Genomic DNA, 23,053 nt, shown 5'->3' with positions numbered 1-23,053 from the left:
CTCCGTTGTGCGTGTTGTTGTCAGACTTTGAGAAAACCGGTGGAGAACCACGGGATCGCGGCGACCAGCACCAGCCCCGCGAGCAGCGCGGCCATGTAGCCCCAGATGTGGCGGATGCCCTCGTCGGGATCGACCTTGCTGACGGCGCAGGCGCCGTAGTAGCCGACGCCGAAGGGCGGCGCGAACAGGCCGATGCCCATCGCGAAGATCACGACCATGGCGTAGTGCACCTCGTGCACGCCGGCCGCCTTGGCGATCGGGAACAGCAGCGGCCCGAACAGCACGATGGCCGGAATGCCCTCGAGCACGCTGCCCAGCACGATGAAGGCCACGATCGAGACCGCGAGGAAGCCGTAGGCGCCGCCCGGGATGCCGGCCATGAGCTTCGCGAGGTCCTGCGAGAAGCCCGACTGCGTGAGCCCCCAGGCCATGGCGGTGGCGCAGCCGACGATGAAGATGATGGCGCCCGAGAGCGAGGCGGTCTCGACCAGCATCGGGCGCAGCCGGCGCCAGTCGAACTGGCGGTAGATCAGCAGGCCGACCAGCGCCGAATAGACGATGCCGATGGTCGAGACCTCGGTGGCCGTGGCCACGCCCTCGACCACCGCGGCGCGGATCACGAAGGGCAGCAGCACCGCGGGCAGCGCCACCCCCAGCAGCTTGCCGATCTCGCGCGCGCCGTGGCGCTTCACCTGGCTCAGGTCCTCGCGGCGGTAGCGCCACCAGACCACCACGCAGAGCATGGCGCCGAGCACCACCGCGGGCATCAGGCCGCCGGTGAACAGCGCCGCGATCGAGATGCCGGTGACCGAGCCGATGGTGATCAGCACGATCGACGGCGGGATGGTCTCGGTCTGCGCGCCCGTGGCCGACAGCAGCGCCACCAGGTCGCCGGGCTTGGCGCCGCGCTGGGTCATCTCGGGGAACAGCACCGGCGCGATGGCCGCCATGTCGGCGATCTTCGAGCCCGAGATGCCCGAGATCAGGTACATGGCGCCGATCAGCACGTACGACAGGCCGCCGCGCACATGGCCCAGCAGGCTCGCGAGGAACTGGATCATGGCGCGCGCCATGCCGGTCATCTCGATCAGCGCGCCGAGGAAGATGAACAGCGGCACCGCCAGCAGGATCAGGTGCGACATGCCCTCGTCGAGCCGGCCCACCATCACCAGCATCGGCGTGCGCGTGGTCAGCGCCAGGTAGCCGAAGGTGGCGAGCGCGAACGAGAAGGCGATCGGCACGCCGGCGAACACGGTGAAGGCCACCACGCCGACGAAGAAGATCAGCAGGTTGAGCTTGCCCAGCGGCGCCAGCACCGGCCCCGCGAGCCAGAAGGCGGCCACCAGCGCCACGGTGCCGAGCGCGGCCACGGCGATCTGCCGCAGGGTGCACACGCGCAGCAGGCGCAGCAGCGCCACCACCCCCATCAGCGCGATGCCCGCGGGGATGGCCGAGGCGCGCCAGGCATTGCTGATCTCGAGCGCGGGCGTGACGACGAAGGACTCCTCGTGCGCGTAGTCGATGGCCGGCCAGGCCACCAGCGCCAGGAAGGCCACCGAGGCCGTGATGGCGAAGGTGTCGAACAGCGCGCGCGTGTCGGGCCGCAGCCGCGCCACGAAGGCGGTCATGCGCATGTGCTCGCCGCGGCGCAGCGCCACCACGGCGCCGAGCATCGACAGCCACAGGAACAGGATCGAGGCCAGCTCGTCGGACCACACCAGCGGCGCATGGAAGGCATAGCGCGCCGTGACGCCCGCGAACAGCACCACGATCTCGGCCAGCACCAGCAGCGCGGCCAGCGATTCCACCGTGCCGCCGAGCCAGCGGTCGAGGCGGCCGGCCAGCGGCGCCAGCGCGTTCGGATGGGCCACGGCGGCGCCACCAGGGGCGAGCGCGTCGGCGGGAAGCACGTGCGAGGACATGGGTGACGCTCAGGCCAGCTTGCCCACGGCCTCTTCGAGCAGCGCCCAGGCCTCGGGGCCGAAGCGGCCCTTCCACTCGCCGTAGAAGCCCGAGTCGCGCAGCTTGGCGCGGAAGCTGTCGGCCGCCGGGCGGTTGATGGTCAGGCCCTTGGCCTGCAGGTCGCCCACCACCGACTCGTTGAGCTTGCGGATGTCCTCGCGCTGCTGCAGGCCGGCCTCGTTGATGGCGCGCGCGACGACGGTCTTCAGGTCGGCGGGCAGCGCGTCCCAGGCGCGGCCGTTGGCGATGAACCAGTAGCCGTCCCAGATGTGGTTGGTGAGCGAGCAGAACTTCTGCACCTCGAACAGCTTGGCGACCTGGATGATCGGCAGCGGGTTCTCCTGCGCGTCGACGATCTTCGTCTGCAGCGCCGAGTAGACCTCGCTGAACTGCAGGCTCGCGGGCGCGGCGCCCAGGCCCTTGAACATCGAGATCGACAGCGGGCTCACGGGCACGCGGATCTTCAGGCCATCCATGTCCTTGGCGGTGGCGACCGCGGCCTTGCTGCTGGTGGTCTGGCGGAAGCCGTTGTCCCACATCTTCTCGAAGGCGTAGAGGCGCGACTTGGCGATCGCGCCGCGCACATGGGCGCCGAGCTTGCCGTCCATCGCGGCCCAGACCTGCTTGTAGTCGGCGAAGGCGAAGCCCACCGCATTGATCGCGGCCACCGGCACCAGGGTGGCGATCACCAGTGCCGAGGGCGTGAAGAACTCGATGCCGCCCGAGCGCACCTGGGCCAGCATGTCGGTGTCGCCGCCGAGCTGGTTGTTCGGGAAGATCTTGATCTCGACCCGGCCGCTGGTCTCCTTGGCGATGCGGTCGGCCGCCTCCTGCGCGCGGATGTTCAGCGGATGGCTCAGCGGCAGATTGTTGCCGTACTTGTACGAGAACTCCGCCGCGCGGGCCGTGCGCGGCAGGGCCGAGAACACGCCGGCGGCCGGAACGGCCGCGATGGCGGGAAGGGCGGACAGGGTGCGAATCGCGCTGCGGCGGGTGACCGGTGCCATGCTGTGTCTCCGTTGTGCGGATGATGCGAATTGATGCATCATTGATTGAATTTCCTCGAAGATATAGGCCTCACCCTGTACCGTCAAACCACGGTTTGATGGTTTTTGATGTATGCGGGTTAACCCTTCACACCAATCCTCCGCGCCGGCCGACGGCGCCGCGGCGCGCGCCACCGTGGCCGACATCGCGCGCACCGCGCAGGTCTCGACGGCCACCGTCGACCGCGTGCTCAACAAGCGCCCCGGCGTGCGCGACGCCACCGTGCAGCGCGTGCTCAAGGCCGCCGCCGAGCTCGGCTACCTGCCCGAGCGCGACCTCTACGCGGCGCTGGCGCCGCGGCCGCTGCGGCTGGTGTTCCTGCTGCCCAGCGGCACCAACCGCTTCATCCGCATGCTCGGCGACATGGTCGGCTACGCGCAGGAGCACTGGGCGCCGTTCAACGTGGTGTGCCGCACCGAACTCACCGAGAGCTTCAACCCCGAGGCGCTGGCCGCCGCGCTGCTGCGCCTGGGCGGGCGCTGCGACGGCATCGCGATGATGGCGCTCGAGCATCCGGCCGTGCGCGAGGCCGTGGCCGCGCTGGCCGCGCGCGGCGTGCCGGTGGTGACGCTGATCTCGGACCTCGCGAACTCGCAGCGCGCGGCCTACATCGGGCTGGACAACCGCGCCGCCGGCCGCACCGCGGGCTACCTCATCGGCCGCTTCATCGGAGCGCGCGCCGCCAAGGTCGCGCTGATCGCGGGCAGCCTGCGCTACAGCGCGCACCAGGAGCGCGAGGCCGGCTTCCTGCAGGTGATCGACGAGATGTTCGAGCCGCTGCAGGTGGTGGGCCTGCGCGAGGGCCAGGACGATGCCGACAAGAATTACCGCCAGACCCGCGCGCTGCTCGAGCAGCATCCCGAGCTCGCGGGCATCTACAACATCGGCGGCGCCTCCGACGGCGTGGCGCGCGCGCTCAAGGAAGCGCAGCGCGACCAGAAGGTGGCCTTCATCGGCCACGGCCTCACGCCCGACACGCGCGCGCTGCTGATCGACGGCAGCATGGACGCGGTGATCACGCAAAGCCCGCATGCGACCCTGATGAGCTGCGTGCGCATCTTCACCAACCTGCGCGAGGGGCGCGACGTGCTCAGCGGGGTGGAGACGACGCGCAGCGTGGTGATCTTCAGGGAGAACCTGCCTTGAGGCGCGGGGGTATTCGCGGCTGATGGAAACTAGCATCGATGCCGCAAACCCCGCCCCCACGCCCCTGCTACGCGATCAAGACCGAGGTCGCCGACCCGCGCGCCACGCGCTTCGAATTCGCGGCCCAGAAGACCATGTACGGCGGCAAGCAGATCGCGCCCGGCGACACGGTGTTCGTGTTCGCGAGCGAGAACGCGGGCGGCGCCGGCCTGGTCGCGATGGGCATCGTGACCGCGGCCGAGGCGCTGCCGCCGGTGCCCGACGTCGAGCGGCAGACGCCGCGCGTGAGCATCGCGGTGCGGCGCACCGCCCTTGCCAAGGCCCCGCTCGGGCGGCGCGAGCTCAAGTCCCATGCCGACTGGAACGACGGCCGGCCCGAGACCGAGCTCAACTTCAAGTTCTACCGCCAGGCCACCGACAAGATCGTCGGCCTCTCCGACGCCGCGGCGGACTACCTGCGCGCGTTCTTTCGCTGAGCCGGCTCAGCGCTCGGCACGGCCCGCGCGCTCGGCGAACAGCTCCGCGATCACCTGCCGCAGCCAGCGGTTCGCGGGGTCTGCCTCGAAGCGCTTGCTCCAGTGCAGCGACACCGTGAAGTCGCGCAGCGGAAAGGCCGGCTCGACGATCGCGTAGCCGCCCTCCTGCGCGAAGCCGCGCGCGATGTTGCGCGGCATCACCACCGCGAGGTCGGTGGCGCGCACGATCGCCGGCAGCACCATGAAGTGCTCGGTGGTCAGGCGCACGCGGTCCTCGAGGTTCAGCAGCTGCAGGATGCGCAGGGTTTCGGCATGGGTGCGCACCGCCACGTACTCGAGGGTCTGCAGCGCCTCGATCAGCGCCTGGCTGGTGCGCCGGCCGCGCGCGAACGGATGGCCCTTGCGCAGCAGCACGATGTAGCGGTCCTTCAGCAGGTGCAGGCGCTGCGTGTCGCGCACCTTGGGCAGGAAGCCGAAGGCGAAGTCGACGCGGCCGCTGTCGAGCGCGGGCGCGATCTCGCCAGGCGCGAGCGGCAGCGTCTCCATGCGCACGCCGGGCGCGAGCTCGCCGAGCCGCGCCATCAGCGCGGGCAGGAAGCGGCCCTCGCCGATGTCGCTCATGTGAATACGAAAGACCTTGCGCGAGGCTTGCGGCTCGAAGCGCGCGGGCTCGTGCAGCGCCTCCTCGAGCAGTGCGAGCGCGGCCTGCACCGCGGCGGCGAGGCGCTCGGCGCGCGGCGTGGGCGCCACGCCGCCGGGGGCGCGCGTGAACAGCGCATCTTTCAGCAGCAGCCGCAGCCGGCCCAGGCCGTGGCTGGCCGCGGGCTGGGTCAGGCCCAGCGACTCGGCGGCACGGCTCACGCTGCGCGCGCGGTAGACGGCATCGAAGAGGCGCAGCAGGTTGAGGTCTATGGTTTCAATATGCATGCCGTTCATATCGCTTAGCTCGCTTATTTTATTGAAGCCGGGCCGCAAGCTCCGCACACTGGCGCCCGGCGTGAATTCGCCGCCCCCGACGAAAGCGCCACCACAACGAGAAGGAGACACGACATGGCCAGACTGCGCCCGCATTCGATGTCAGCGGTGCTCGCGACCCTTGCAACCTCCCTGCTCCTCGCGGCCGGCGCCGCCTGGGCCCAGCAGCCGCCCACCGAGGAACCCGGCTGGGCCAAGGGCCGGCCCAAGAACGACGCGGCCACGCGGCTGGCGCCCGTGCCTTCCTTTCCGATCCCCACTGCGGCCGACCAGTTGCCCACCGCAAAGTTCAAGCTTCCGCCGGGCTTCAAGGTCGAGACCTGGGCCTCGGGCGTGCTCGATGCACGCTCGCTGCGCCAGGGCGCCAAGGGCACGGTGTTCGTGAGCACGCTGTTCGTCGGCAACAAGGTCTATGCCATTGCCGAGAAGGGCGACCGCAAGCCGAAGACCATCGTCGACAAGACCGAGTTCGCCACCGGCATCGAATTCCACAAGGGCGCGCTCTACCTCGCGACGCACAAGCAGATCCAGCGCTACGACGGCATCGAGGACAAGCTCGACAACCCCGGCCAGCCGGTGGTGCTCCACGACAAGCTGCCCGGCGGCCGGGACCACAGCTGGCGCTACCTGCGCATCCGCGACGAGAAGCTCTACTACGCGGTCGGCGCGCCCTGCAACCTCTGCGAGCCCGACGACGCGCATGCGCGCATCTTCCGCATGAACCTCGACGGCAGCGGCATCGAGACCATCGCGCGCGGCGTGCGCAACACGGTGGGCTTCGACTTCGATCCGAAGACCGGCAACCTCTGGTTCACCGACAACGGGCGCGACTGGCTCTCCGAGGACCTGCCCAACGACGAGCTCAACGTGGTGACCAAGGCCGACCAGCACTTCGGCTATCCGTACTGCCACCAGGGCAACATCCTCGATTCGGAATTCGGCTGGGGCAAGAGCTGCGCCGACTACGCCAAGCCCGCCGCGCTGCTGGGCCCGCACGCCGCGGCGCTGGGCATGACTTTCTATCAAGGAAAGATGTTCCCGGCGAAGTACCGCGGCGCGATGTTCATCGCGCGCCACGGCCCCTGGAACCGCACCACCAAGTACGCCGACATCGCGGTGGCCTGGCCCGACGGCAGGGGCGGCGCGAAGGTCGAGCCCTTCATGACCGGCTTCGTCGAGAACAACACCTACCTGGGCCGGCCGGTGGACTTCCTGGTGCTCAAGGACGGCTCGATGCTGGTGAGCGACGACCACGCGGGTGCGATCTACCGCATCAGCTACGGCGGCAAGTGAGGCGCGCCGGATGACGAGGCACACGGCGATGGCGGCGACGGTGGCGATGCTGTGGGCGCTGGCCCTGCCCGCGTTCGCGCAGGCGACCAGGGGCGCGCAGCCCAAGGCCGCGCCGGCGGCGGCATCGGGCGCCAAGGTCTATGCCGAGCGCTACGCCGCGCTGTGCGCCGCCTGCCACGGTGCCGATGGCCGCAGCGAGATGCAGGGCGTGCCCTCGCTCGCGGGCCAGCATTCGTTCTACGCGATCACGCAGCTGTTCCTGTTCCGCGAGGGCCGGCGCGCCAACGAGGCCATGACCGCGGTCGCCAAGACGATGAAGGACGAGGACCTGCGCGGCTTCTCCGACTTCATCGCGACGCTGCCCGCGCTGGCGCCGGCCGCCGCCGCCGCCGCACCGCCCGACGCGGTGCGCATGGCGCGCGGCCAGGCGCTCGCGCAGGAGAACCGCTGCGTGATCTGCCACGGCGCCGACCTGAGCGGCGGCCAGCAGGTGCCGCGCATCGCGCACCAGCGCGAGGAATACCTCGCGCTCACGCTGCAGGAGTTCCGCACCGGCAAGCGCCCGGGCTACACGCAGGCGATGGGCGAGGCCGTGGGCCGCATGGCGCCCGAAGACCTCGACACCCTCGCCTACTACGTGGCGCGTTTTCCCACCGCGCCGCCCAAGCCCGGCGGCAAGTAGCACCGCCTCCAGCAACGATCAACGCCGGCCCGCACCCGGTGCGGGGACGCCTGCGTCCGCGCATTCCTTCATCCACCCACGCATCAACCCATCGGAGCCGATTCTTTTGGAAGTCTCATTCAGCAAGGAAGTCGAGGCGCTGCGCCTCGGCGAGGGCGACACCTTTCACGGCGAGGGCATCCTCGCGATCACCAAGGGCCTGCTGCAGTCGGGCGTGGCCTATGTCGGCGGCTACCAGGGCGCGCCGGTCTCGCACCTGCTCGACGTGATGGTGCAGGCCAAGGGCTACATGGACGAGCTCGGCGTGCACGTGGAGGCCTGCTCGAACGAGGCCTCGGCCGCGGCCATGCTCGGCGCCTCGATCCACTATCCGCTGCGCGGCGCCGTGACCTGGAAATCCATCGTCGGCACCAACGTGGCGGCCGACGCGCTGTCGAACCTGTCCTCGCCCGGAGTGACCGGCGGCGTGCTGATCGTGGTCGGCGAGGACTACGGCGAAGGCGCCAGCGTGATCCAGGAGCGCACCCATGCCTATGCGCTCAAGTCGAGCATGTGCCTGCTCGACCCGCGGCCCGACCTGGCCGTGATGGTGCGCATGGTCGAGCAGGGCTTCCAGCTCTCGGAGACCTCGAACATGCCCTGCCTGATGGAGCTGCGCATCCGCACCTGCCACGTGCGCGGCAGCTTCGCGTGCAAGGACAACCTCGCGCCCGCCGTGTCGACGCGCGCGCTCATGACCGACCCCGCGGGCTTCGACTACATGCGGCTCGCCCATCCGCCCGTGACCTTCCGCCACGAGAAGCTCAAGGGCGACGAGCGCATTCCCGCCGCGCGCCGCCACATCGTGGCCCAGGGGCTCAACGAGCTGATGCCCGGCGGGCGCCATGCCGAACTCGGCATCGTGGTGCAGGGCGGCCTGTACAACGCGCTGATCCGCGGCCTGCAGCAGCAGGGGCTGGCCGATGCCTTCGGCGAGAGCGAGATCCCGATCCTGGTGCTCAACGTCACCTATCCTCTGGTGCCCGAGCAGCTGGCCGACTTCTGCCTCGGCAAACGCGCGGTGCTGGTGGCGGAGGAAGGCCAGCCCGAGTACATCGAGCAGGACATCGCGACCCTGCTGCGCCGCCGCGACATCCAGACGCCGCTGCACGGCAAGGACCTGCTGCCCTCGGCCGGCGAGTACGGCGTGGAAGTGCTCTCGGGCGGGCTCGCCGCCTTCGTCGCGAAGTACGTCGGCGAGGGCGAGACGGCCGCATCGGCGCTGTCGGCCCAGGCCTGGCTGGCCGGCAACCGCGAGCGCCGCGAGGCGGTGGCGCGCCGGCTCGACGTGCCGCTGCCGAACCGGCCGCCGAGCTTCTGCGTGGGCTGTCCCGAGCGGCCGGTGTTCTCGGCCCTCAAGCTCGCGCAGCAGACCACGGGCCCGGTGCACATCGCGGCCGACATCGGCTGCCATGCCTTCGGCACCTTCGAACCGTTCTCGATGGGCCACTCGATCCTCGGCTACGGCATGAGCCTCGCGAGCCGCGCGGGCGTGTCGCCGATGATGAACCGGCGCACGCTGTCGATCATGGGCGACGGCGGCTTCTGGCACAACGGCCTCTTGACCGGCGTGCAGAGCGCGCTGTTCAACGGCGACGACGCGGTGCTCCTGATCTTCAAGAACGGCTACACCTCGGCCACCGGCACGCAGGACATCATCTCCACGCCCGACGACGAGGCGAAGGAGCGCGCCGTCGACAAGCAGCAGAGCCTGGTCGACAAGAACCAGACCATCGAATCGACCTTGAAGGGCCTGGGCGTGCAATGGATGCGCACCGTGACCACCTACGACGTGGAGCGCATGCGCCGCACCCTGACCGAGGCGCTGACCAGCGACTTCGACGGCCTCAAGGTGGTGATCGCCGAGGGCGAATGCCAGCTCGAGCGGCAGCGCCGCATCAAGCCCTGGATCGCGGGCCTGCTGCAGCGCGGCGAACGCGTGGTGCGCGTGAAGTACGGCGTGGACGAGGACGTGTGCAACGGCGACCATGCCTGCATCCGGCTCTCGGGCTGCCCCACGCTCACGCTGAAGGACAACCCCGATCCGCTCAAGCTCGACCCGGTGGCGACCGTGATCGACGGCTGCGTGGGCTGCGGCCTGTGCGGCGCCAACGCGCACGCCGCCACGCTGTGCCCGAGCTTCTACCGCGCCGAGGTGGTGCAGAACCCGAAGTGGCACGAGCGGCTGCTGCATGGCCTGCGCGGCGCGGTGGTGCGCGCGCTGCGCCCGGCTTGAGGAGGAACAGACGATGGAACGACATTCCTCCCCGGCGTCCACGCAGCGCCCGATCACGCTGCTCGTCTGCGCGCTCGGCGGCGAAGGCGGCGGCGTGCTCACCGAATGGCTGGTGGAGACCGCGCGCCACGCGGGCTTCGCCGCGCAGAGCACCTCGATCCCCGGCGTGGCGCAGCGCACCGGCGCCACCACCTACTACATCGAGGTGTTCCCGGTGCCGCTGGCCCAGCTCGGCGGGCGCCGTCCCGTCTTCAGCCTGAGCCCGGTGCCGGGCGCGCTCGACGCGATCGTGTCGTCGGAGCTGCTCGAGACCACGCGCCAGATCGGCAACGGCATGAGCGCGCCGCCGCGCACGCTGGTCATCAGCTCGTCGGCGCGCGTGCTCACCACCGCCGAGCGCATGGTGCCCGGCGACGGACGCGCCGACGCGCAGCGGCTGATCGACGTGGTCAAGGCCTTCAGCCGCGAGCACCATGTGCTCGACATGGGCGCGATGGCGCGCGAGGCCGGCACGGTGGTCAGCGCCGTGATGCTCGGCGCGATCGCGGGCAGCGGGCTGTTCCCGTTCGAGCGCGCGGCCTACGAGCATGCGGTGCGCGGCGGCGTCGCGCACGACAAGGTCGGCAAGGCGGCCGCGGCCAGCCTGCGCGGCTTCGCGGCCGCCTTCGAGGCCGTGAGCGCGCCGCGCGCGCAGGCCGCCTTCGTGCGCGGCGTGCTGGCCGAGGAAGGCCGCGATGCACCGCCGCCCGCGCGCGCGCTGCCGGCCGAGCTGGCGCAACGCTTTCCACCGGCCGTGCACGACCTGCTGGCGCTCGGCCATGTGCGCGTGCTCGACTACCAGGACGCGGCCTACGCCGCGCTCTATGCGCAGCGGCTGGCGCGCGTGCTCGATGCAGAGCGCGCGGCCGACCCGGCCGGCGCACGCGGCTTCGCGATCGTGCGCGAGACCGCGCGCTGGCTCGCGCTGTGGATGGCCTTCGACGACATCGTGCGTGTGGCCGCACTCAAGGGCCGCGCCAGCCGCGCGCAGCGCGTGCGCCGCGAAGTGCGCGCGGGCGAGGCCGACATCGTGAAGGTCTACGACCACTTCAAGCCCGGTGCGGCCGAGTTCGCGGCGCTGCTGCCACCCGCGCTCGCGCGCCGCGTGACGGCCTGGGACCGCGCGCGCCAGGCGCGCGGCCGCGAGCCCTGGGCGCTGCCGCTGCAGGTGGGCAGCCATGCCGTCTGGGGCATGGCCTCGCTGCGCCTGCTGGCCTCGCTGCGCTGGCTGCGCCGCCGCGGCAGCCGCTTCGCGGAGGAACAGGCGCTGATCGAGCGCTGGCTCGCGGCCGTGGAAGCCGGCGCGCGCGAGAACTGGATGCTGGGCCGCGAGCTCGCGCTGTGCGGCCGGCTCATCAAGGGCTACGGCAGCACCAACGAGCGCGGCAAGCACACGCTGCTGCACCTGGTCGGCGAACTTGCGGGCCGCACGGCGATGCCCGCGCCGGCACGCGCCGAGGCCATCGGCGCCGCGCGCGAGGCCGCGCTGGCCGACGAAGGTGGCAAGGCGCTCGATGCCGCGCTCGCGCAGCACGGCGCGGCGCCGCGGCCGGTGCAGGCGCAGCCCATCCGCTGGATGAAGCGGCCGCCGGCCGCCACGCCTTCGCGCCCCGCCTGAGCCTCATCGCACCCCCAAGAAGAAACAGGAGACACACCATGACCCTCGACGCTTTCCCCTGGCGACGCCGGCTGCTGCTGGCGGCCGCTCTCGCCTCTCTTGCTTGTGCCTCGGCGCAGGCCAACACCGCCACCGCCTGGCCCGCCAAGCCGGTCAAAGTGATCGTCAACTTCCCGCCCGGCGGCGCGGCCGACCAGATCGCGCGCGCCGTCGCGCAGCCGCTGCAGGAGGCGCTCAAGCAGCCGGTGGTGATCGAGAACCGCGGCGGCGCCAACGGCAACGTCGGCGGCGAGGCCGTGGCGCGCGCGCCGGCCGACGGCTACACGCTGCTCATGAGCTCGGGCGGCATGGTGTCGGTGAACCCGCACCTCTATGCGCGCATGAGCTTCGACCCGGCAAAGGACCTGGTGCCGGTGGCGGCCGCGGCGCGGGTGCTGGTGTTCCTGGTCGCCAAGCCCTCGCTGCCGCCGGCCAACGTGCGCGACTTCATCGCCTATGCCAAGGCCAACCCGGGCAAGCTCTCGTATGCCTCGCCGGGCAGCGGCAGTTCGCCGCACCTCGCGGGCGAGATGTTCAAGAGCCAGGCCGGCCTGTTCGCGCTGCACGTGCCCTACCGCGGCGCCGCGCCCGCGCTGCAGGACCTGCTGGCGGGCCAGGTCGACTACGCCTTCGATCCCGGCATCGGCCTGCAGCAGGTGCGCGCGGGCAAGCTGCGCCTGCTGGCCGTGGGCAGCCCGCAGCGCTCGCCGCTGTTCCCCGACGTGCCCACGCTCGACGAGGCCGGCCTGCGCGGCTTCGACGCCGACACCGTGTTCGGTTTCTATGCGCCGGCCGGCACGCCGCCCGAGGTGGTGGCGCAGCTCAATGCGCAGATCAACCGCGCGCTCGCATTGCCGGCCGTGAAGGAACGCATCGCCTCGCTGGGCGGCGAGGCCGTGCCCGGCACGCCGGCCGAGTTCCAGCAGCGCGCCGCGGCCGATTCGCAGCGCTTCGGCGCGCTGATCCGCGAACGCCGCATCGCGGCGGACTGAACACGCGAGGAGCCCAACCAGACCTCGAGACCTTGCCCGATCCCCTTGCTCACTGAATCCACAACACGCAGAACGAAAGAGAGACAAGCCATGCAGACTTCCTTCCATCGCCGCCCCGGCGCCCTCGCGCTCACACTGGCACTCGCGGCCTCGGCCATGGTCCCCGCGCTCGCGCAGGACAAGCCGGTGCAGATCAAGCTGTCGAGCTGGGTGCCCGCGCAGCATCCGCTGAACCCGGCCCTGCAGGCCTGGGCCGACGACATCAAGAAGGCCTCGAACGGCTCGATCACCGCGATCCTTTTCCCGTCGGAGCAACTGGGCAAGGCCTTCGACCACTACGACATGGCGCGCGACGGCATCGCCGACTTCTCGTACGTGAACCCCGGCTACCAGCCAGGCCGCTTCCCGGTGATGGCCGGTGCCTCGCTGCCCTTCCTGTTCGCCAACGGCAAGGAGGGCTCGGCCGCCATCGACGACTGGTACCGCGCCTATGCCGCCAAGGAAATGAAGGACGTGAAGTACTGCTTCGCCTTCGTGCACGACCCAGGCACCTTCCATTCGCGCAAGAAGATCGTGCTGCCCGCCGACGTGAAGGGCATGAAGGTACGGCCCGCGACCAGCACCGTGGGCCAGCTCATCACCTCGCTGGGCGGCACCAACGTGCAGGCCTCGGCGCCGGAGTCGCGCGACATGCTCGAGCGCGGCGTGGCCGATGCCATCACCTTCCCCTGGGGATCGATCGGCCTGTTCGGCATCGACAAGGTGGTCAAGTACCACATGGACGTGCCGCTGTACGTCACGCCCTTCGTCTGGGTCATGAACAAGGGCAAGTACGACGCGATGTCGGCCGGCCAGAAGAAGGTGATCGACGACCACTGCACCAGCGAATGGGCGCAGAAGGTGGCCGCGCCCTGGGCCGACTTCGAGTTCGCGGGCCGCGGCAAGATCGCCGCGCAATCGGGCCACGAGGTCTACAAGCTCACGGCCGAGCAGCTCGATGCCTGGCGCAAGGCGGCCGCGCCGTCGGAGGCGCAGTGGTCCGACAGCGTGAAGAAGACGGGCGAGGATCCGAAGGCCGTGATGGACGCGCTGAAGGCGAGCCTGGCGAAGCACAAGTCGGCGCTGTGACGGCCATGAGCACGCGTCCGGCCAGTGCCATGGACCGCGTGATCAACACGATCGAATGGCTGGCCGCCATCTTCGTGGGGATCGTCGCGCTCAACATCTTCGTGGCCGTGGTGCTGCGCAAGTTCTTCGACACCTCGATCCCCGACGCCTACGACTTCGGCCGCATGCTGCTCGGGATCCTGATCTTCTGGGGCATCGCGGCCACCAGCTACCGCGGCGGCCACATCACGGTCGACCTGGTCTGGACCGCGGCAGGCCCGCGCATGCGCCGCGCGATCGACATCTTCGCCACGCTGGTGCTGCTGCTGGTGGTGGCGGTGCAGACCGCGATGCTGTTCGACAAGGTGCGGCTCACCTACACCGACAACGTGCTGACCTACGACATGAACATCCCGACCTGGCCGTTCTATGCCGTGGCCTGGGCCGGCGACGTGTCGGCCGTGATCCTGATCGCCGTGCGCACCTGGCGGCTGATCTTCCATCCCGAGCTGCTGCACGACGAACACGTCGAAGAGAAGGTGAGCGAATGAGCACCGATGCAGTCGCCCTGCTGGGCTTCGTCGCCCTGTTCGTGCTGATGCTGCTGCGCGTGCCCGTGGGCATGGCGATGGGGCTGGTCGGCGTCACCGGCTACAGCTACCTCGTGGGCCCCGGCCCCGCGCTCAAGCTGGTGGGCCAGACCTCGATGCGCACCGTGACCGACTACACCTTCGGCGTGATCCCCATGTTCATGCTGATGGGCGCGCTGGTCTCGGTGTCGGGCGTGAGCCGCGAGCTGTTCCGCGCCGCCAACTCGATGATCGGCCACCTGCGCGGCGGCCTCGGCGTGGCCACGGTGGTGGCCTGCGGCGGCTTCGCGGCGATCTGCGGCTCCTCGGTCGCCACGGCCGCCACCTTCTCGTCGGTGGCCTATCCCGAGATGCGGCGCTTCGGCTACCCGCAGTCCTTCGCCACCGGCGTGATCGCCGCGGGCGGCACGCTGGGCGCGATGCTGCCGCCGTCGACCGTGCTCGCGGTCTACGCCATCCTCACGCAGCAGGACATCGGCAAGCTGTTCATGGCCGGCATCGTGCCGGGCCTGCTCGCGATGCTGATGTACGTGCTGACCATCGTGGTCATCGTGCGCGTGAAGCCCGGCTGGCTGCCGCGCGGCGAGGCGCGGGCGTGGAGCGAGCGCGCGGCCGAGCTCAAGAACGTGTGGGCGCCGATCGTGCTGTTCCTGTTCGTGATCGGCGGGCTGTACGGCGGCTTCTTCACGCCCACCGAGGCCGGCGGCGTGGGCGCGAGCGGTGCCTTCATCCTCGGCGTGCTGCGCGGCCGGCTCGACCGCGCGAAGATCCGCGAGGCCCTGCTGTCGGCCACGCGCACGGCGGCGGCGGTGTTCACCGTGCTGATCGGCGCGCTCTTGTTCGGCTACTTCCTCACCATCACGCAGAGCCCGCAGAAGCTCACCGAGTTCCTCACCGGCCTGGGCGTGGGCCGCTACGGCGTGCTCGCGCTGATCATGGTGATGTACCTGGTGCTCGGCTGCCTGATGGACGCGATGGCGATGATCATCCTCACGGTGCCGATCATCTATCCGGTGATCGTGCACCTGGGCTTCGACCCGATCTGGTTCGGCATCATCATCGTGATGACGGTGGAGCTCGGGCTGATCCATCCGCCCGTGGGCATGAACGTGTTCGTCATCAAGAGCGTGGTGAAGGACGTGAGCTTCACCACCATCTTCAAGGGCGTGCTGCCCTTCGTGGCGACCGACATCCTGCGGCTGGTGATCCTGATCGCGTTCCCGGCGATCGCGCTGTGGCTGCCCGGGCGCATGGGATGAAGGCAGCAAGCAGAATCGAACACATGAGCACCAAGGAAATCGTCCACACCGTCCGCGTCGAATTCGGCGACTGCGACCCCGCCGGCATCGTCTGGTTCCCGAACTTCTTCCGCTGGATCGACGCGGCCTCGCGCCACTTCTTCCACCAGTGCGGCGTGCCGCGCTGGGAGGAGACCACGAAGACGCTCGGCGTGATCGGCACGCCGCTGGTCGACACCCACACGCGCTTCGTCAAGACCGCGAGCTACGGCGACACGCTAGAGATCGCGGTTCGCATCGCCGAGTGGCGCGAGAAGAGCTTCGTGCAGGCCTACCGCGTGACGCGCGGCGACGACCTGATCCTCGAATGCGAGGAGGTGCGCATCTTCGGCGGCAAGCGCGAGGACGGCAGCCTGCGCGCGCTGCCGGTGCCGCCGTCGATCCGCGCGCTCTGCGAATAGGGCGGCGCCGGGGCCGCGAGGGGCGGCGGGCGGCTTTCATCGCGGTGTCATGGCGCTCGCGCAGATTCGTGCGCGCCCCGCCATCGACCCCACACGCGAAAAGAAATCCCCCATGGAAAGACGTTCCTTCCTGCGCCGCGGCCTGTTCTACACGGTCGCCGCCGCCACCCCTCCCGTGCTGAGCGCCTGCGGCGGCGGAGGCAGCGACGGGATCGTGTTCCCGATCGTGCCGCCGCCCGCTCCCGCGCCGGCACCGCCGCCACCCGCGCCCGAACCCGCGGGCCGCTATGCCTTCGGCCAGGGCGTGGCCTCGGGCGATCCGAAGGACACCAGCATCGTCTTCTGGACCCGCTGCGTGCGCACCGGCACCGCCGCCGACAGCGCGGCCATCGCGCTGCGGCTCGAGGTGTCGGACACCTCGGGCTTCGGCAACCTGGTGGCGAAGGTCGCGCTCGAGGCCTCGGACCGCTTCGACCGCACCGTGCGCGCCAAGGTCACGGGCCTCTCGCCCGATACGCGCTACTTCTTCCGCTTCGTCGCGGGCAGCGACGTCAGCGCCACCGGCCGCACGCGCACCGCGCCGGCCGCCGACAGCCAGCGGCAGCAGCTGCGCTTCGCCTGGTTCACCTGCCAGGACTGGCTGATCAACCACTGGGGCGCGCTCGACCTGCTCGCGGCCGAGGACGACCTCGACTTCACGGTGCACGTGGGCGACTACGTCTACGAGACCGTGGGCGCGAAGTTCCAGGCCGGCGTGGCCGAGCCCGCGCACCAGGCGATCCAGCTGCCCAACGGCGTGGCGCTGGCCGACGGCAGCGTCTACGCCAACACGGTCGACGACTACCGCACGCTCTACCGCACCTACCGCGGCGACGCGCGGCTGCAGACGGTGCATGCGAAGTTCCCGCTGATCGCGATCTGGGACGACCACGAGTTCTCGGACGACTGCTGGCAGGACCACCAGACCTACACCAACGCCAACACCCAGCAGACCGCGCGCCGCCGCGGCGCGAGCCAGGCCTGGGCCGAGTACATGCCGGTGGACTTCGGCGATGTCTCCTTCGACATGGCAAACCCGGCCTACGACAACATCAAGATCTACCGCGACTTCCGCTTCGGCCCGCTGCTGCACCTGGTGATGACCGACGAGCGGCTGTACCGCGACGACCACGTGATCTCCGAGGCGCTGGTCGCGCAGCAGACGGGCGGCGATCCGGTCAACGGCAACAGCTCGATCGGCTCGCGCTACTTCGCGCCGCAGACGACGCTGCTGGCACTCGAGGCGATGCGCACGCAGCAGCTCGGCCGAGCGCCGAGCATCCTCGGCCCGACGCAGACCGACTGGTGGAAGACCACGCTGAAGAACTCGAACGCCACCTGGAAGGTCTGGGGCAACGAGGTCTCGCTGAGCCGCATGTGGGTGGACCTGACGCAGATGGCGCCGCCGCCCTACAACCAGCGCTACGTCGTCAACTGCGACGCCTGGGACGGCTATCCGAGCCACAAGGCCGACCTGATGGGCTACCTGAAGGGACAGAACATCCGCAACGTGGTGGCGATCACGGGCGACCTGCATGCCTTCCAGTGCGGCCTGATCCGCGACCTGCCCGATCCCGCGGCCGGCACGCCGGTGCTGGTCGACTTCGTCTGCGCGGGCGTCAGCAGTTCCTCGTTCTACAGCTACATCAAGGCCGGTTCGCAGGGCACGCCGCTCACGGCGCTGACCGCCACGCCCGCGGCCTTCGAGCAGGTCATGCGCGGCAACAACCCCGACCTGCTGTTCTCCGACCACGACGCGCAGGGCTACGCGAGCGCCACGGTCACGGCGCAGGCCTTCACCGTCGTCTTCAACAAGGTCAAGCCGCTCGACGCGGGCAAGGTGCCCGCGAGCCCGCTGCTCAAGCGCACGCGGATCCGCGTGAATGCCGGCAGCACGACGCCGGTGATCGAAGACAACGTCTGAGACGGACGGGCTGCGGATACGGACAGCCGAACGCAGAAGGAAGAGCAAAGCGCGCAGAGGTTGCAGAAGGAACAACCGATCTCCAGATGTCCTTCTGCGACTTCTGCGAGACCTTCGCGCCTTCTGTGTTCGGCTGCCCGCCTTTCCTGCGACCTCAGGATCTCGCGACCGCCAGCTTCGCGAGCAGGCCGTCGACGCCGCGCTCGATCAGGTCGAAGGCCTCGACGAAGGCCTGCCGGTCGCCGTACCAGGGATCGGGCACGTCGCCCGAGAGCCCGTCGGCGAAGTCGGTCAGCAGATGGATCTTGTGCGCCGTGCCCGCGGGCGCGAGGCGACGCAAGGCCGCGCAGTGCTGGCCGGTCATGCCGACGATGGTGTCGAAACGCTCGAAGTCCGAGGCCCGCACCTGCCGCGCGCGATGCGCGGGCATCTCGATGCCCCGCCGCCGCGCCTCGGCCACAGAGCGCGGGTCGGGCGGATTGCCGCGCTCCTCATCGGAGATCGCGGCGCTGTCGACCTCGAGCGCGAGCTGCGCGGCGCGGGCCTTGTGGGCGAGCAGGGCGTGGGCGGTGGGGGAACGGCAGATGTTGCCGGTGCACACGAACAAGATGGCGGTTTTCTTCAACGGATGTTCCTGCTGGCGTGACTCTGGCGCATTGGCTGATCATGTCCGATGGGCCTTTTGTCCCATCGGCCCTCCTTTGTACACACAGAACATTAGCAACGCTTGTCGATAGTAACGCCAAGCGTTACTATTCGTCCTCATGACAATCCAGAGCTTCAAATGCGAACAGACTCGCCAGCTGTTCGAGGGCGGCCGGGTTGCTCGCTGGGTGAATATTCAGACCGTCGCGATGCGAAAGCTGGCCATGCTGAATGCCGCTGTCGTTCTCGGCGATCTGCGCATTCCGCCGCAGAACCGATTGGAAGCACTGGCCGGCGACCGCAAGGGACAGCACAGCATCCGCATCAACGACCAGTGGCGCGCTTGCTTCAAATGGACCGCCGCGGGTCCCATCGAAGTGGAGATCGTCGACTATCACTGAGTTCGCGACCGACCTCGCCGGCTTGACGAGGCCCTGTTCAACCTCATCTGCTACGCAGGAAGACACCATGACGCGCCAAGTACCCTACCCGCACCCCGGCGAGATCCTCGCCGCGGAGTTCCTGGAGCCGATGGGCATCACCGCCTACCGTCTCGCCAAGGCGATCCACGTGCCGCAGACGCGCGTGGCCGCCATCATCGCCGGCACCCGCGGCATCACGGCCGATACCGGCCTGCGCCTGGCACGTGCATTCGGCGTGAGCGACGAGTTCTGGATGAACCTTCAGCGCGACTATGACGCCGCGCAGGCGCGCGATGCGCTCGGGGATGAGTTGAACGAGATCGAGCCCCTGACCGCTTGATGGAGCGTACCGACTTAACGCAGCCTGACCACCACACGGGCCCGTGTCGCATCGAGGCGCCATCGCAACACCGTGGCCTTAAAACCCTGCATCGAACGCTGAAACGCGCATTTCGGGTTGCCCTCGCGATGACGCAGTGCAACAATCCTGCATCTTCACTTCGGAGCCTCGTGCGTGGACAGTGCCAGTTGGATCAGTGACCAGACGCGTGCCGTGGCATGCGCGGCACACCCGGCTCCGTAGCGCAGGCTTCTTGCGCGCCGCGGCCGATGTGCCCGCGGCGTGATGCCTGCCCTCCCCGGCAGGCTCTCCCTCCCCCGACATCCGTTTCGTCACTGGCGTCTCTTTGCCAGCCAGCGTGGTCCATGCCACGAGGTCCTCTCGCCCGTCACGGGTCGAAGGAGCCTTGTCATGCGTCAACTCGTTCTTCATCGCCAGCCTCTGCATCGTGGCCACGTCGCCACGCATGACGCCGACCCGCGCGCCGCGTCGGCACGCCGGTCCGCGGCCGACGTGCTGCAACCCGAGGCCGACCAGGAGCTCGACAAGTCCGCTTCGTTCTGGAGCACGCGGCGCATCCGCTGCTTCCTGCTGCTGGTGCCGGGCCAACGCAAGCCGCGGCGTTCGTAGCGCCTGTCCACCGACGCGTCACCCCGACCGTTGCATTCGAACGAAGCACCGCGCTTCCATCCACCCATCTTCACGGAGGCCTCATGGACCCAGACCCTCGCTGGCGCCGCTGCGCGCCTCCCCTGCCTGACCGCGCCATGCGCCGGTCGGCCTTCATCGCCATGAACCATCCGCGGCACACCGAGCCGCGAAGGACCTTCACCTCCGGCTGACCCGCGGGAGGTTCTCCTTCGCGCGCCCCGTTGCGCGCCTCGCCAGGAGAACCTCGAATGAACCGCCAACAATGCCTGCGGCCCGCCACCAGGGCCGCCCTCCTCGTCCTCATGGTCCGCCTTGCAGGCGACCCGCGTCCTCCACGCCACGAAGGAGAAGGCGCATGAAGAACGTCTTCAAGTCCTTCTTCGAAAGCTTCCTGCGCAGCCGCCGCATGCTGCATCACTTCGAGCGCTGGCAGACGCTGCTGGGCTCGAAGCCGGTGGGCACCGCCTCGGCCGCGATGCCGCCCGAGATCGCGAACGCGCTGAGCGCCGCCTCGCTGGCCGATGCAAGCGACATGCTCGCGCAGCTCGACAGCTCGCCCCAGGGCCTGAGCGAGGAACACGCCACCGCGCTGCGCAAGCGTCTGGGCGGCAACGAGGTGAACCACGAGAAGCCGCTGCCGTGGTGGACCCACCTGTGGCAGTGCTACCGCAATCCATTCAACCTGCTGCTGACCGTGCTCGCGCTGGTCTCCTACGTCACCGAGGACATGAAGGCCGCGGTGGTGATCGGCAGCATGGTGGTGCTGTCGACGGTGCTGCGCTTCCTGCAGGAGTCGCGCTCGAACAAGGCGGCCGACGAGCTCAAGGCGATGGTCAGCAACACCTCGACCGTGCTGCGGCCCGAGGAAGGCACGGGCGGCGCGCTGCGCATCGAGGTGCCGATGCGCGACCTGGTGCCCGGCGACCTGATCGCGCTGTCGGCCGGCGACATGATCCCGGCCGACTGCCGGCTGCTCTCGGCCAAGGATCTGTTCATCAGCCAGTCGGCGCTGACCGGCGAGGCGATGCCGGTCGAGAAGTTCGCCAGCGTGCCCGCCAACGGCAGCGCGAGCGGTGTGCTCGAGCGCGACAACCTGCTGTTCATGGGCACCAACGTGATCAGCGGCACCGCGACCGCGCTGATCGTGCACACCGGCGCGCGCACCTTCTTCGGCGCGCTGGCGCAGCGCGTGAGCGCCACCGACCGCGGCACCACGGCCTTCCAGGCCGGCATCAACCGCGTGAGCTGGGTGCTGATCCGCTTCATGCTGGTGATGGCGCCGCTGGTGCTGGTGATCAATGGCGTGACCAAGGGCGACTGGTGGGAGGCGGCGCTGTTCGCGCTGTCGATCGCGGTCGGCCTCACGCCCGAGATGCTGCCGATGATCGTGACCGCCACGCTCGCCAAGGGCGCGGTCGTGATGTCGCGCCAGAAGGTGATCGTCAAGCGCCTCGAGGCGATCCACAACTTCGGCGCCATGGACGTGCTGTGCACCGACAAGACCGGCACGCTGACGCAGGACCGCATCGTGCTCGAGCGCCACACCAACGCCTGGGGCGAGGGCTCCGACCACGTGCTGCAGCTGGCCTACCTCAACAGCTTCCACCAGACCGGTCTGAAGAACCTGCTCGACAAGGCGGTGCTGAGCCATGCGCAGATGCAGCTCGACACCCGGCTGCAGACCGACTGGCGCAAGCTCGACGAAGTGCCCTTCGACTTCTCGCGCCGCCGCATGTCGGTGGTGGTGGCCGGCAGCGACGCGGCCGAGGAACACCTGCTGATCTGCAAGGGCGCGCTCGAGGAAGTGCTGGCCGTGTGCAGCGCGGTCGAGCGCGGCGCCGAGGTGCTCGCGCTCGACGCGGAGGTGCTCGCGCGCATCCACGCCGTGGCCTCGGAACTCAATGCCCAGGGCTTGCGCGTGGTGGCCGTGGCCAGCCGCGCGCTGCGCGGCGAGGAGCGCCGCGCCGCCTACGGCGTGGCCGACGAGGCCGGCCTCACGCTGCTGGGCTACGTGGCCTTCCTCGATCCGCCGAAGGAATCGACCGCGCCCGCGCTGCGCGCGCTGGCCGAGCACGGCGTGGCGGTGAAGGTGCTGACCGGCGACAACGAGCTCGTGACGCGCAAGGTCTGCGCCGACGTCGGCATCGAGGCCGGCCGCATGGTGCTGGGCCACGAGGTCGAGCGCATGAACGAGGCCGAGCTGCGCCAGATCGTCGAGAAGCGCCAGGTCTTCGCCAAGCTCACGCCCGCGCACAAGGAGCGCATCGTGCAGGCGCTGCATGCCAACGGCCACGTGGTCGGCTTCATGGGCGACGGCATCAACGACGCGCCCGCGCTGCGCGCGGCCGACATCGGCATCTCGGTCGACGGCGCGGTGGACGTGGCCAAGGAATCGGCCGACATCATCCTGCTCGAGAAGAGCCTGATGGTGCTCGAGCAGGGCGTGGTGGAGGGCCGCCGCACCTTCGCGAACATGCTCAAGTACATCAAGCTCACCGCGAGCTCGAACTTCGGCAACGTGTTCTCGGTGCTGGTGGCGAGCGCCTTCCTGCCCTTCCTGCCGATGCTGCCGCTGCACCTGCTGGTGCAGAACCTGCTGTACGACGTGTCGCAGATCGCGATCCCGTTCGACAACGTCGACGAGGAGTTCCTGCGCAAGCCGCAGAGCTGGAACCCGGGCGACCTGGGGCGCTTCATGGTGTTCTTCGGTCCGCTGAGCTCGGTGTTCGACATCCTGACCTATGCCGTGATGTGGTTCGTGTTCGCCGCCAACTCGCCCGAGCACCAGACCCTGTTCCAGTCGGGCTGGTTCGTCGAGGGACTGCTCTCGCAGACGCTGATCGTGCACCTGATCCGCACGCGCCGGATTCCGTTCCTGCAAAGCCGCGCGGCCTGGCCGCTCTTGATCATGGGCGCGGCGATCGCGGCCGTGGGCATCTGGCTGCCGATGGGCCCGGTGGCGCACTACTTCAAGCTCGAGGCGCTGCCGCTGGGCTACTTCCCGTGGCTCTTGCTGATGCTCGGCGGCTACGCGGCACTGGTGCAGGCGGTGAAGGGCTGGTACGCGCGGCGCTACGGCTGGCAATGAGCCG

At 69.6% G+C, this 23,053-nt stretch carries 20 protein-coding genes; 16 read left to right on the top strand and 4 right to left on the bottom strand.

Annotation, left to right across the window (positions count from 1 at the left end):
- Nucleotides 1–20: 20 nt before the first annotated feature.
- Together ACEN9J_RS28120 and ACEN9J_RS28115 are read right to left on the bottom strand one after the other, a co-directional pair.
- On the bottom strand, nt 21–1,922 hold the full coding sequence (locus ACEN9J_RS28120) for a TRAP transporter large permease subunit (protein WP_296797441.1): 1,902 nt from the start codon (nt 1,920–1,922) through the stop codon (nt 21–23).
- Between the two features lie 9 nt (nt 1,923–1,931).
- Complete coding sequence (locus tag ACEN9J_RS28115) at nt 1,932–2,969, bottom strand: TRAP transporter substrate-binding protein (protein ID WP_413762636.1); 1,038 nt, start codon at nt 2,967–2,969, stop codon at nt 1,932–1,934.
- Between the two features lie 112 nt (nt 2,970–3,081).
- Between ACEN9J_RS28115 and ACEN9J_RS28110 the strand changes: the two genes are divergently transcribed.
- Nucleotides 3,082–4,155, top strand: coding sequence for a LacI family DNA-binding transcriptional regulator (locus ACEN9J_RS28110; RefSeq protein ID WP_413762635.1), 1,074 nt, complete (start codon nt 3,082–3,084; stop codon nt 4,153–4,155).
- 38 nt (nt 4,156–4,193) lie between these two features.
- Complete coding sequence (locus ACEN9J_RS28105; protein WP_413762634.1) at nt 4,194–4,631, top strand: hypothetical protein; 438 nt, start codon at nt 4,194–4,196, stop codon at nt 4,629–4,631.
- 6 nt (nt 4,632–4,637) lie between these two features.
- On the opposite strand, the gene ACEN9J_RS28100 is transcribed toward ACEN9J_RS28105, so the two are convergent.
- Nucleotides 4,638–5,567, bottom strand: a complete 930-nt coding sequence (locus tag ACEN9J_RS28100) for a LysR family transcriptional regulator (RefSeq protein WP_093340459.1) — start codon at nt 5,565–5,567, stop codon at nt 4,638–4,640.
- Nucleotides 5,568–5,681: 114 nt separating this feature from the next.
- On the opposite strand from ACEN9J_RS28100, the gene ACEN9J_RS28095 reads away from it, so the two are divergent.
- From ACEN9J_RS28095 to ACEN9J_RS28050, 10 genes are all read left to right on the top strand, one after another.
- On the top strand, nt 5,682–6,899 hold the full coding sequence (locus ACEN9J_RS28095) for a PQQ-dependent sugar dehydrogenase (protein WP_413762633.1): 1,218 nt from the start codon (nt 5,682–5,684) through the stop codon (nt 6,897–6,899).
- A gap of 10 nt (nt 6,900–6,909) precedes the next feature.
- Complete coding sequence (locus tag ACEN9J_RS28090) at nt 6,910–7,581, top strand: c-type cytochrome (RefSeq protein ID WP_413762632.1); 672 nt, start codon at nt 6,910–6,912, stop codon at nt 7,579–7,581.
- A gap of 106 nt (nt 7,582–7,687) precedes the next feature.
- The gene (locus ACEN9J_RS28085; RefSeq protein WP_413762631.1) at nt 7,688–9,856 is read left to right on the top strand and encodes a thiamine pyrophosphate-dependent enzyme; all 2,169 of its coding nucleotides are present in this window, start codon (nt 7,688–7,690) and stop codon (nt 9,854–9,856) included.
- 13 nt (nt 9,857–9,869) lie between these two features.
- Nucleotides 9,870–11,513: an indolepyruvate oxidoreductase subunit beta family protein gene (locus tag ACEN9J_RS28080; RefSeq protein WP_413762630.1), complete on the top strand. Its 1,644-nt coding sequence runs from the start codon at nt 9,870–9,872 to the stop codon at nt 11,511–11,513.
- A gap of 38 nt (nt 11,514–11,551) precedes the next feature.
- On the top strand, nt 11,552–12,544 hold the full coding sequence (locus ACEN9J_RS28075; protein ID WP_057592019.1) for a Bug family tripartite tricarboxylate transporter substrate binding protein: 993 nt from the start codon (nt 11,552–11,554) through the stop codon (nt 12,542–12,544).
- A 90-nt stretch (nt 12,545–12,634) separates the two neighbouring features.
- Complete coding sequence (locus tag ACEN9J_RS28070; RefSeq protein WP_057592020.1) at nt 12,635–13,672, top strand: TRAP transporter substrate-binding protein; 1,038 nt, start codon at nt 12,635–12,637, stop codon at nt 13,670–13,672.
- A gap of 5 nt (nt 13,673–13,677) precedes the next feature.
- Nucleotides 13,678–14,202: a TRAP transporter small permease gene (locus ACEN9J_RS28065; RefSeq protein ID WP_261210800.1), complete on the top strand. Its 525-nt coding sequence runs from the start codon at nt 13,678–13,680 to the stop codon at nt 14,200–14,202.
- Nucleotides 14,199–15,500: a TRAP transporter large permease gene (locus ACEN9J_RS28060; RefSeq protein WP_057592022.1), complete on the top strand. Its 1,302-nt coding sequence runs from the start codon at nt 14,199–14,201 to the stop codon at nt 15,498–15,500. Before ACEN9J_RS28065 ends, ACEN9J_RS28060 begins: the two co-directional genes overlap by 4 nt.
- A 23-nt stretch (nt 15,501–15,523) precedes the next feature.
- The gene (locus tag ACEN9J_RS28055; RefSeq protein WP_296725161.1) at nt 15,524–15,940 is read left to right on the top strand and encodes an acyl-CoA thioesterase; all 417 of its coding nucleotides are present in this window, start codon (nt 15,524–15,526) and stop codon (nt 15,938–15,940) included.
- A gap of 112 nt (nt 15,941–16,052) precedes the next feature.
- Nucleotides 16,053–17,903 (top strand): alkaline phosphatase D family protein, encoded by a 1,851-nt coding sequence (locus ACEN9J_RS28050; protein ID WP_413762629.1) that lies wholly within the window; start codon nt 16,053–16,055, stop codon nt 17,901–17,903.
- Between the two features lie 154 nt (nt 17,904–18,057).
- On the opposite strand, the gene ACEN9J_RS28045 is transcribed toward ACEN9J_RS28050, so the two are convergent.
- Nucleotides 18,058–18,528, bottom strand: a complete 471-nt coding sequence (locus ACEN9J_RS28045; RefSeq protein WP_413762628.1) for a low molecular weight protein-tyrosine-phosphatase — start codon at nt 18,526–18,528, stop codon at nt 18,058–18,060.
- Between the two features lie 139 nt (nt 18,529–18,667).
- On the opposite strand from ACEN9J_RS28045, the gene ACEN9J_RS28040 reads away from it, so the two are divergent.
- From ACEN9J_RS28040 to mgtA, 4 genes are all read left to right on the top strand, one after another.
- On the top strand, nt 18,668–18,949 hold the full coding sequence (locus tag ACEN9J_RS28040; RefSeq protein WP_057596541.1) for a type II toxin-antitoxin system RelE/ParE family toxin: 282 nt from the start codon (nt 18,668–18,670) through the stop codon (nt 18,947–18,949).
- 67 nt (nt 18,950–19,016) lie between these two features.
- Nucleotides 19,017–19,310 carry a HigA family addiction module antitoxin gene (locus tag ACEN9J_RS28035; protein WP_208512678.1) on the top strand — a complete coding sequence of 98 codons (294 nt, stop codon included), beginning with the start codon at nt 19,017–19,019 and terminating at the stop codon, nt 19,308–19,310.
- A 411-nt stretch (nt 19,311–19,721) separates the two neighbouring features.
- Nucleotides 19,722–19,940: a hypothetical protein gene (locus ACEN9J_RS28030; RefSeq protein WP_413762627.1), complete on the top strand. Its 219-nt coding sequence runs from the start codon at nt 19,722–19,724 to the stop codon at nt 19,938–19,940.
- 376 nt (nt 19,941–20,316) lie between these two features.
- Nucleotides 20,317–23,049, top strand: coding sequence for a magnesium-translocating P-type ATPase (gene mgtA, locus ACEN9J_RS28025; RefSeq protein ID WP_261210797.1), 2,733 nt, complete (start codon nt 20,317–20,319; stop codon nt 23,047–23,049).
- Nucleotides 23,050–23,053 lie beyond the last annotated feature (4 nt).

The sequence above is a fragment of the Variovorax sp. Varisp41 genome, assembly GCF_047325085.1.
Lineage (GTDB): Bacteria > Pseudomonadota > Gammaproteobacteria > Burkholderiales > Burkholderiaceae_C > Variovorax.
Note: the sequence above shows the minus strand (reverse complement) of the source record. Positions and strands in the feature narration are given on the sequence as shown.

Excerpts from the sequence above, each read along its gene's own strand:
- ACEN9J_RS28105 (WP_413762634.1), top strand. The coding sequence starts at position 4,194 with ATGCCGCAAACCCCGCCCCCACGCCCCTGCTACGCGATCAAGACCGAG.
- ACEN9J_RS28040 (WP_057596541.1), top strand. The coding sequence starts at position 18,668 with ATGACAATCCAGAGCTTCAAATGCGAACAGACTCGCCAGCTGTTCGAG.
- ACEN9J_RS28060 (WP_057592022.1), top strand. The coding sequence starts at position 14,199 with ATGAGCACCGATGCAGTCGCCCTGCTGGGCTTCGTCGCCCTGTTCGTG.
- ACEN9J_RS28090 (WP_413762632.1), top strand. The coding sequence starts at position 6,910 with ATGACGAGGCACACGGCGATGGCGGCGACGGTGGCGATGCTGTGGGCG.
- ACEN9J_RS28035 (WP_208512678.1), top strand. The coding sequence starts at position 19,017 with ATGACGCGCCAAGTACCCTACCCGCACCCCGGCGAGATCCTCGCCGCG.
- ACEN9J_RS28070 (WP_057592020.1), top strand. The coding sequence starts at position 12,635 with ATGCAGACTTCCTTCCATCGCCGCCCCGGCGCCCTCGCGCTCACACTG.
- ACEN9J_RS28095 (WP_413762633.1), top strand. The coding sequence starts at position 5,682 with ATGGCCAGACTGCGCCCGCATTCGATGTCAGCGGTGCTCGCGACCCTT.
- ACEN9J_RS28100 (WP_093340459.1), bottom strand. The coding sequence starts at position 5,567 with ATGAACGGCATGCATATTGAAACCATAGACCTCAACCTGCTGCGCCTC.
- ACEN9J_RS28115 (WP_413762636.1), bottom strand. The coding sequence starts at position 2,969 with ATGGCACCGGTCACCCGCCGCAGCGCGATTCGCACCCTGTCCGCCCTT.
- ACEN9J_RS28075 (WP_057592019.1), top strand. The coding sequence starts at position 11,552 with ATGACCCTCGACGCTTTCCCCTGGCGACGCCGGCTGCTGCTGGCGGCC.
- ACEN9J_RS28050 (WP_413762629.1), top strand. The coding sequence starts at position 16,053 with ATGGAAAGACGTTCCTTCCTGCGCCGCGGCCTGTTCTACACGGTCGCC.
- ACEN9J_RS28065 (WP_261210800.1), top strand. The coding sequence starts at position 13,678 with ATGAGCACGCGTCCGGCCAGTGCCATGGACCGCGTGATCAACACGATC.
- ACEN9J_RS28120 (WP_296797441.1), bottom strand. The coding sequence starts at position 1,922 with ATGTCCTCGCACGTGCTTCCCGCCGACGCGCTCGCCCCTGGTGGCGCC.
- mgtA (WP_261210797.1), top strand. The coding sequence starts at position 20,317 with ATGAAGAACGTCTTCAAGTCCTTCTTCGAAAGCTTCCTGCGCAGCCGC.
- ACEN9J_RS28055 (WP_296725161.1), top strand. The coding sequence starts at position 15,524 with ATGAGCACCAAGGAAATCGTCCACACCGTCCGCGTCGAATTCGGCGAC.
- ACEN9J_RS28030 (WP_413762627.1), top strand. The coding sequence starts at position 19,722 with ATGCGTCAACTCGTTCTTCATCGCCAGCCTCTGCATCGTGGCCACGTC.
- ACEN9J_RS28080 (WP_413762630.1), top strand. The coding sequence starts at position 9,870 with ATGGAACGACATTCCTCCCCGGCGTCCACGCAGCGCCCGATCACGCTG.
- ACEN9J_RS28110 (WP_413762635.1), top strand. The coding sequence starts at position 3,082 with ATGCGGGTTAACCCTTCACACCAATCCTCCGCGCCGGCCGACGGCGCC.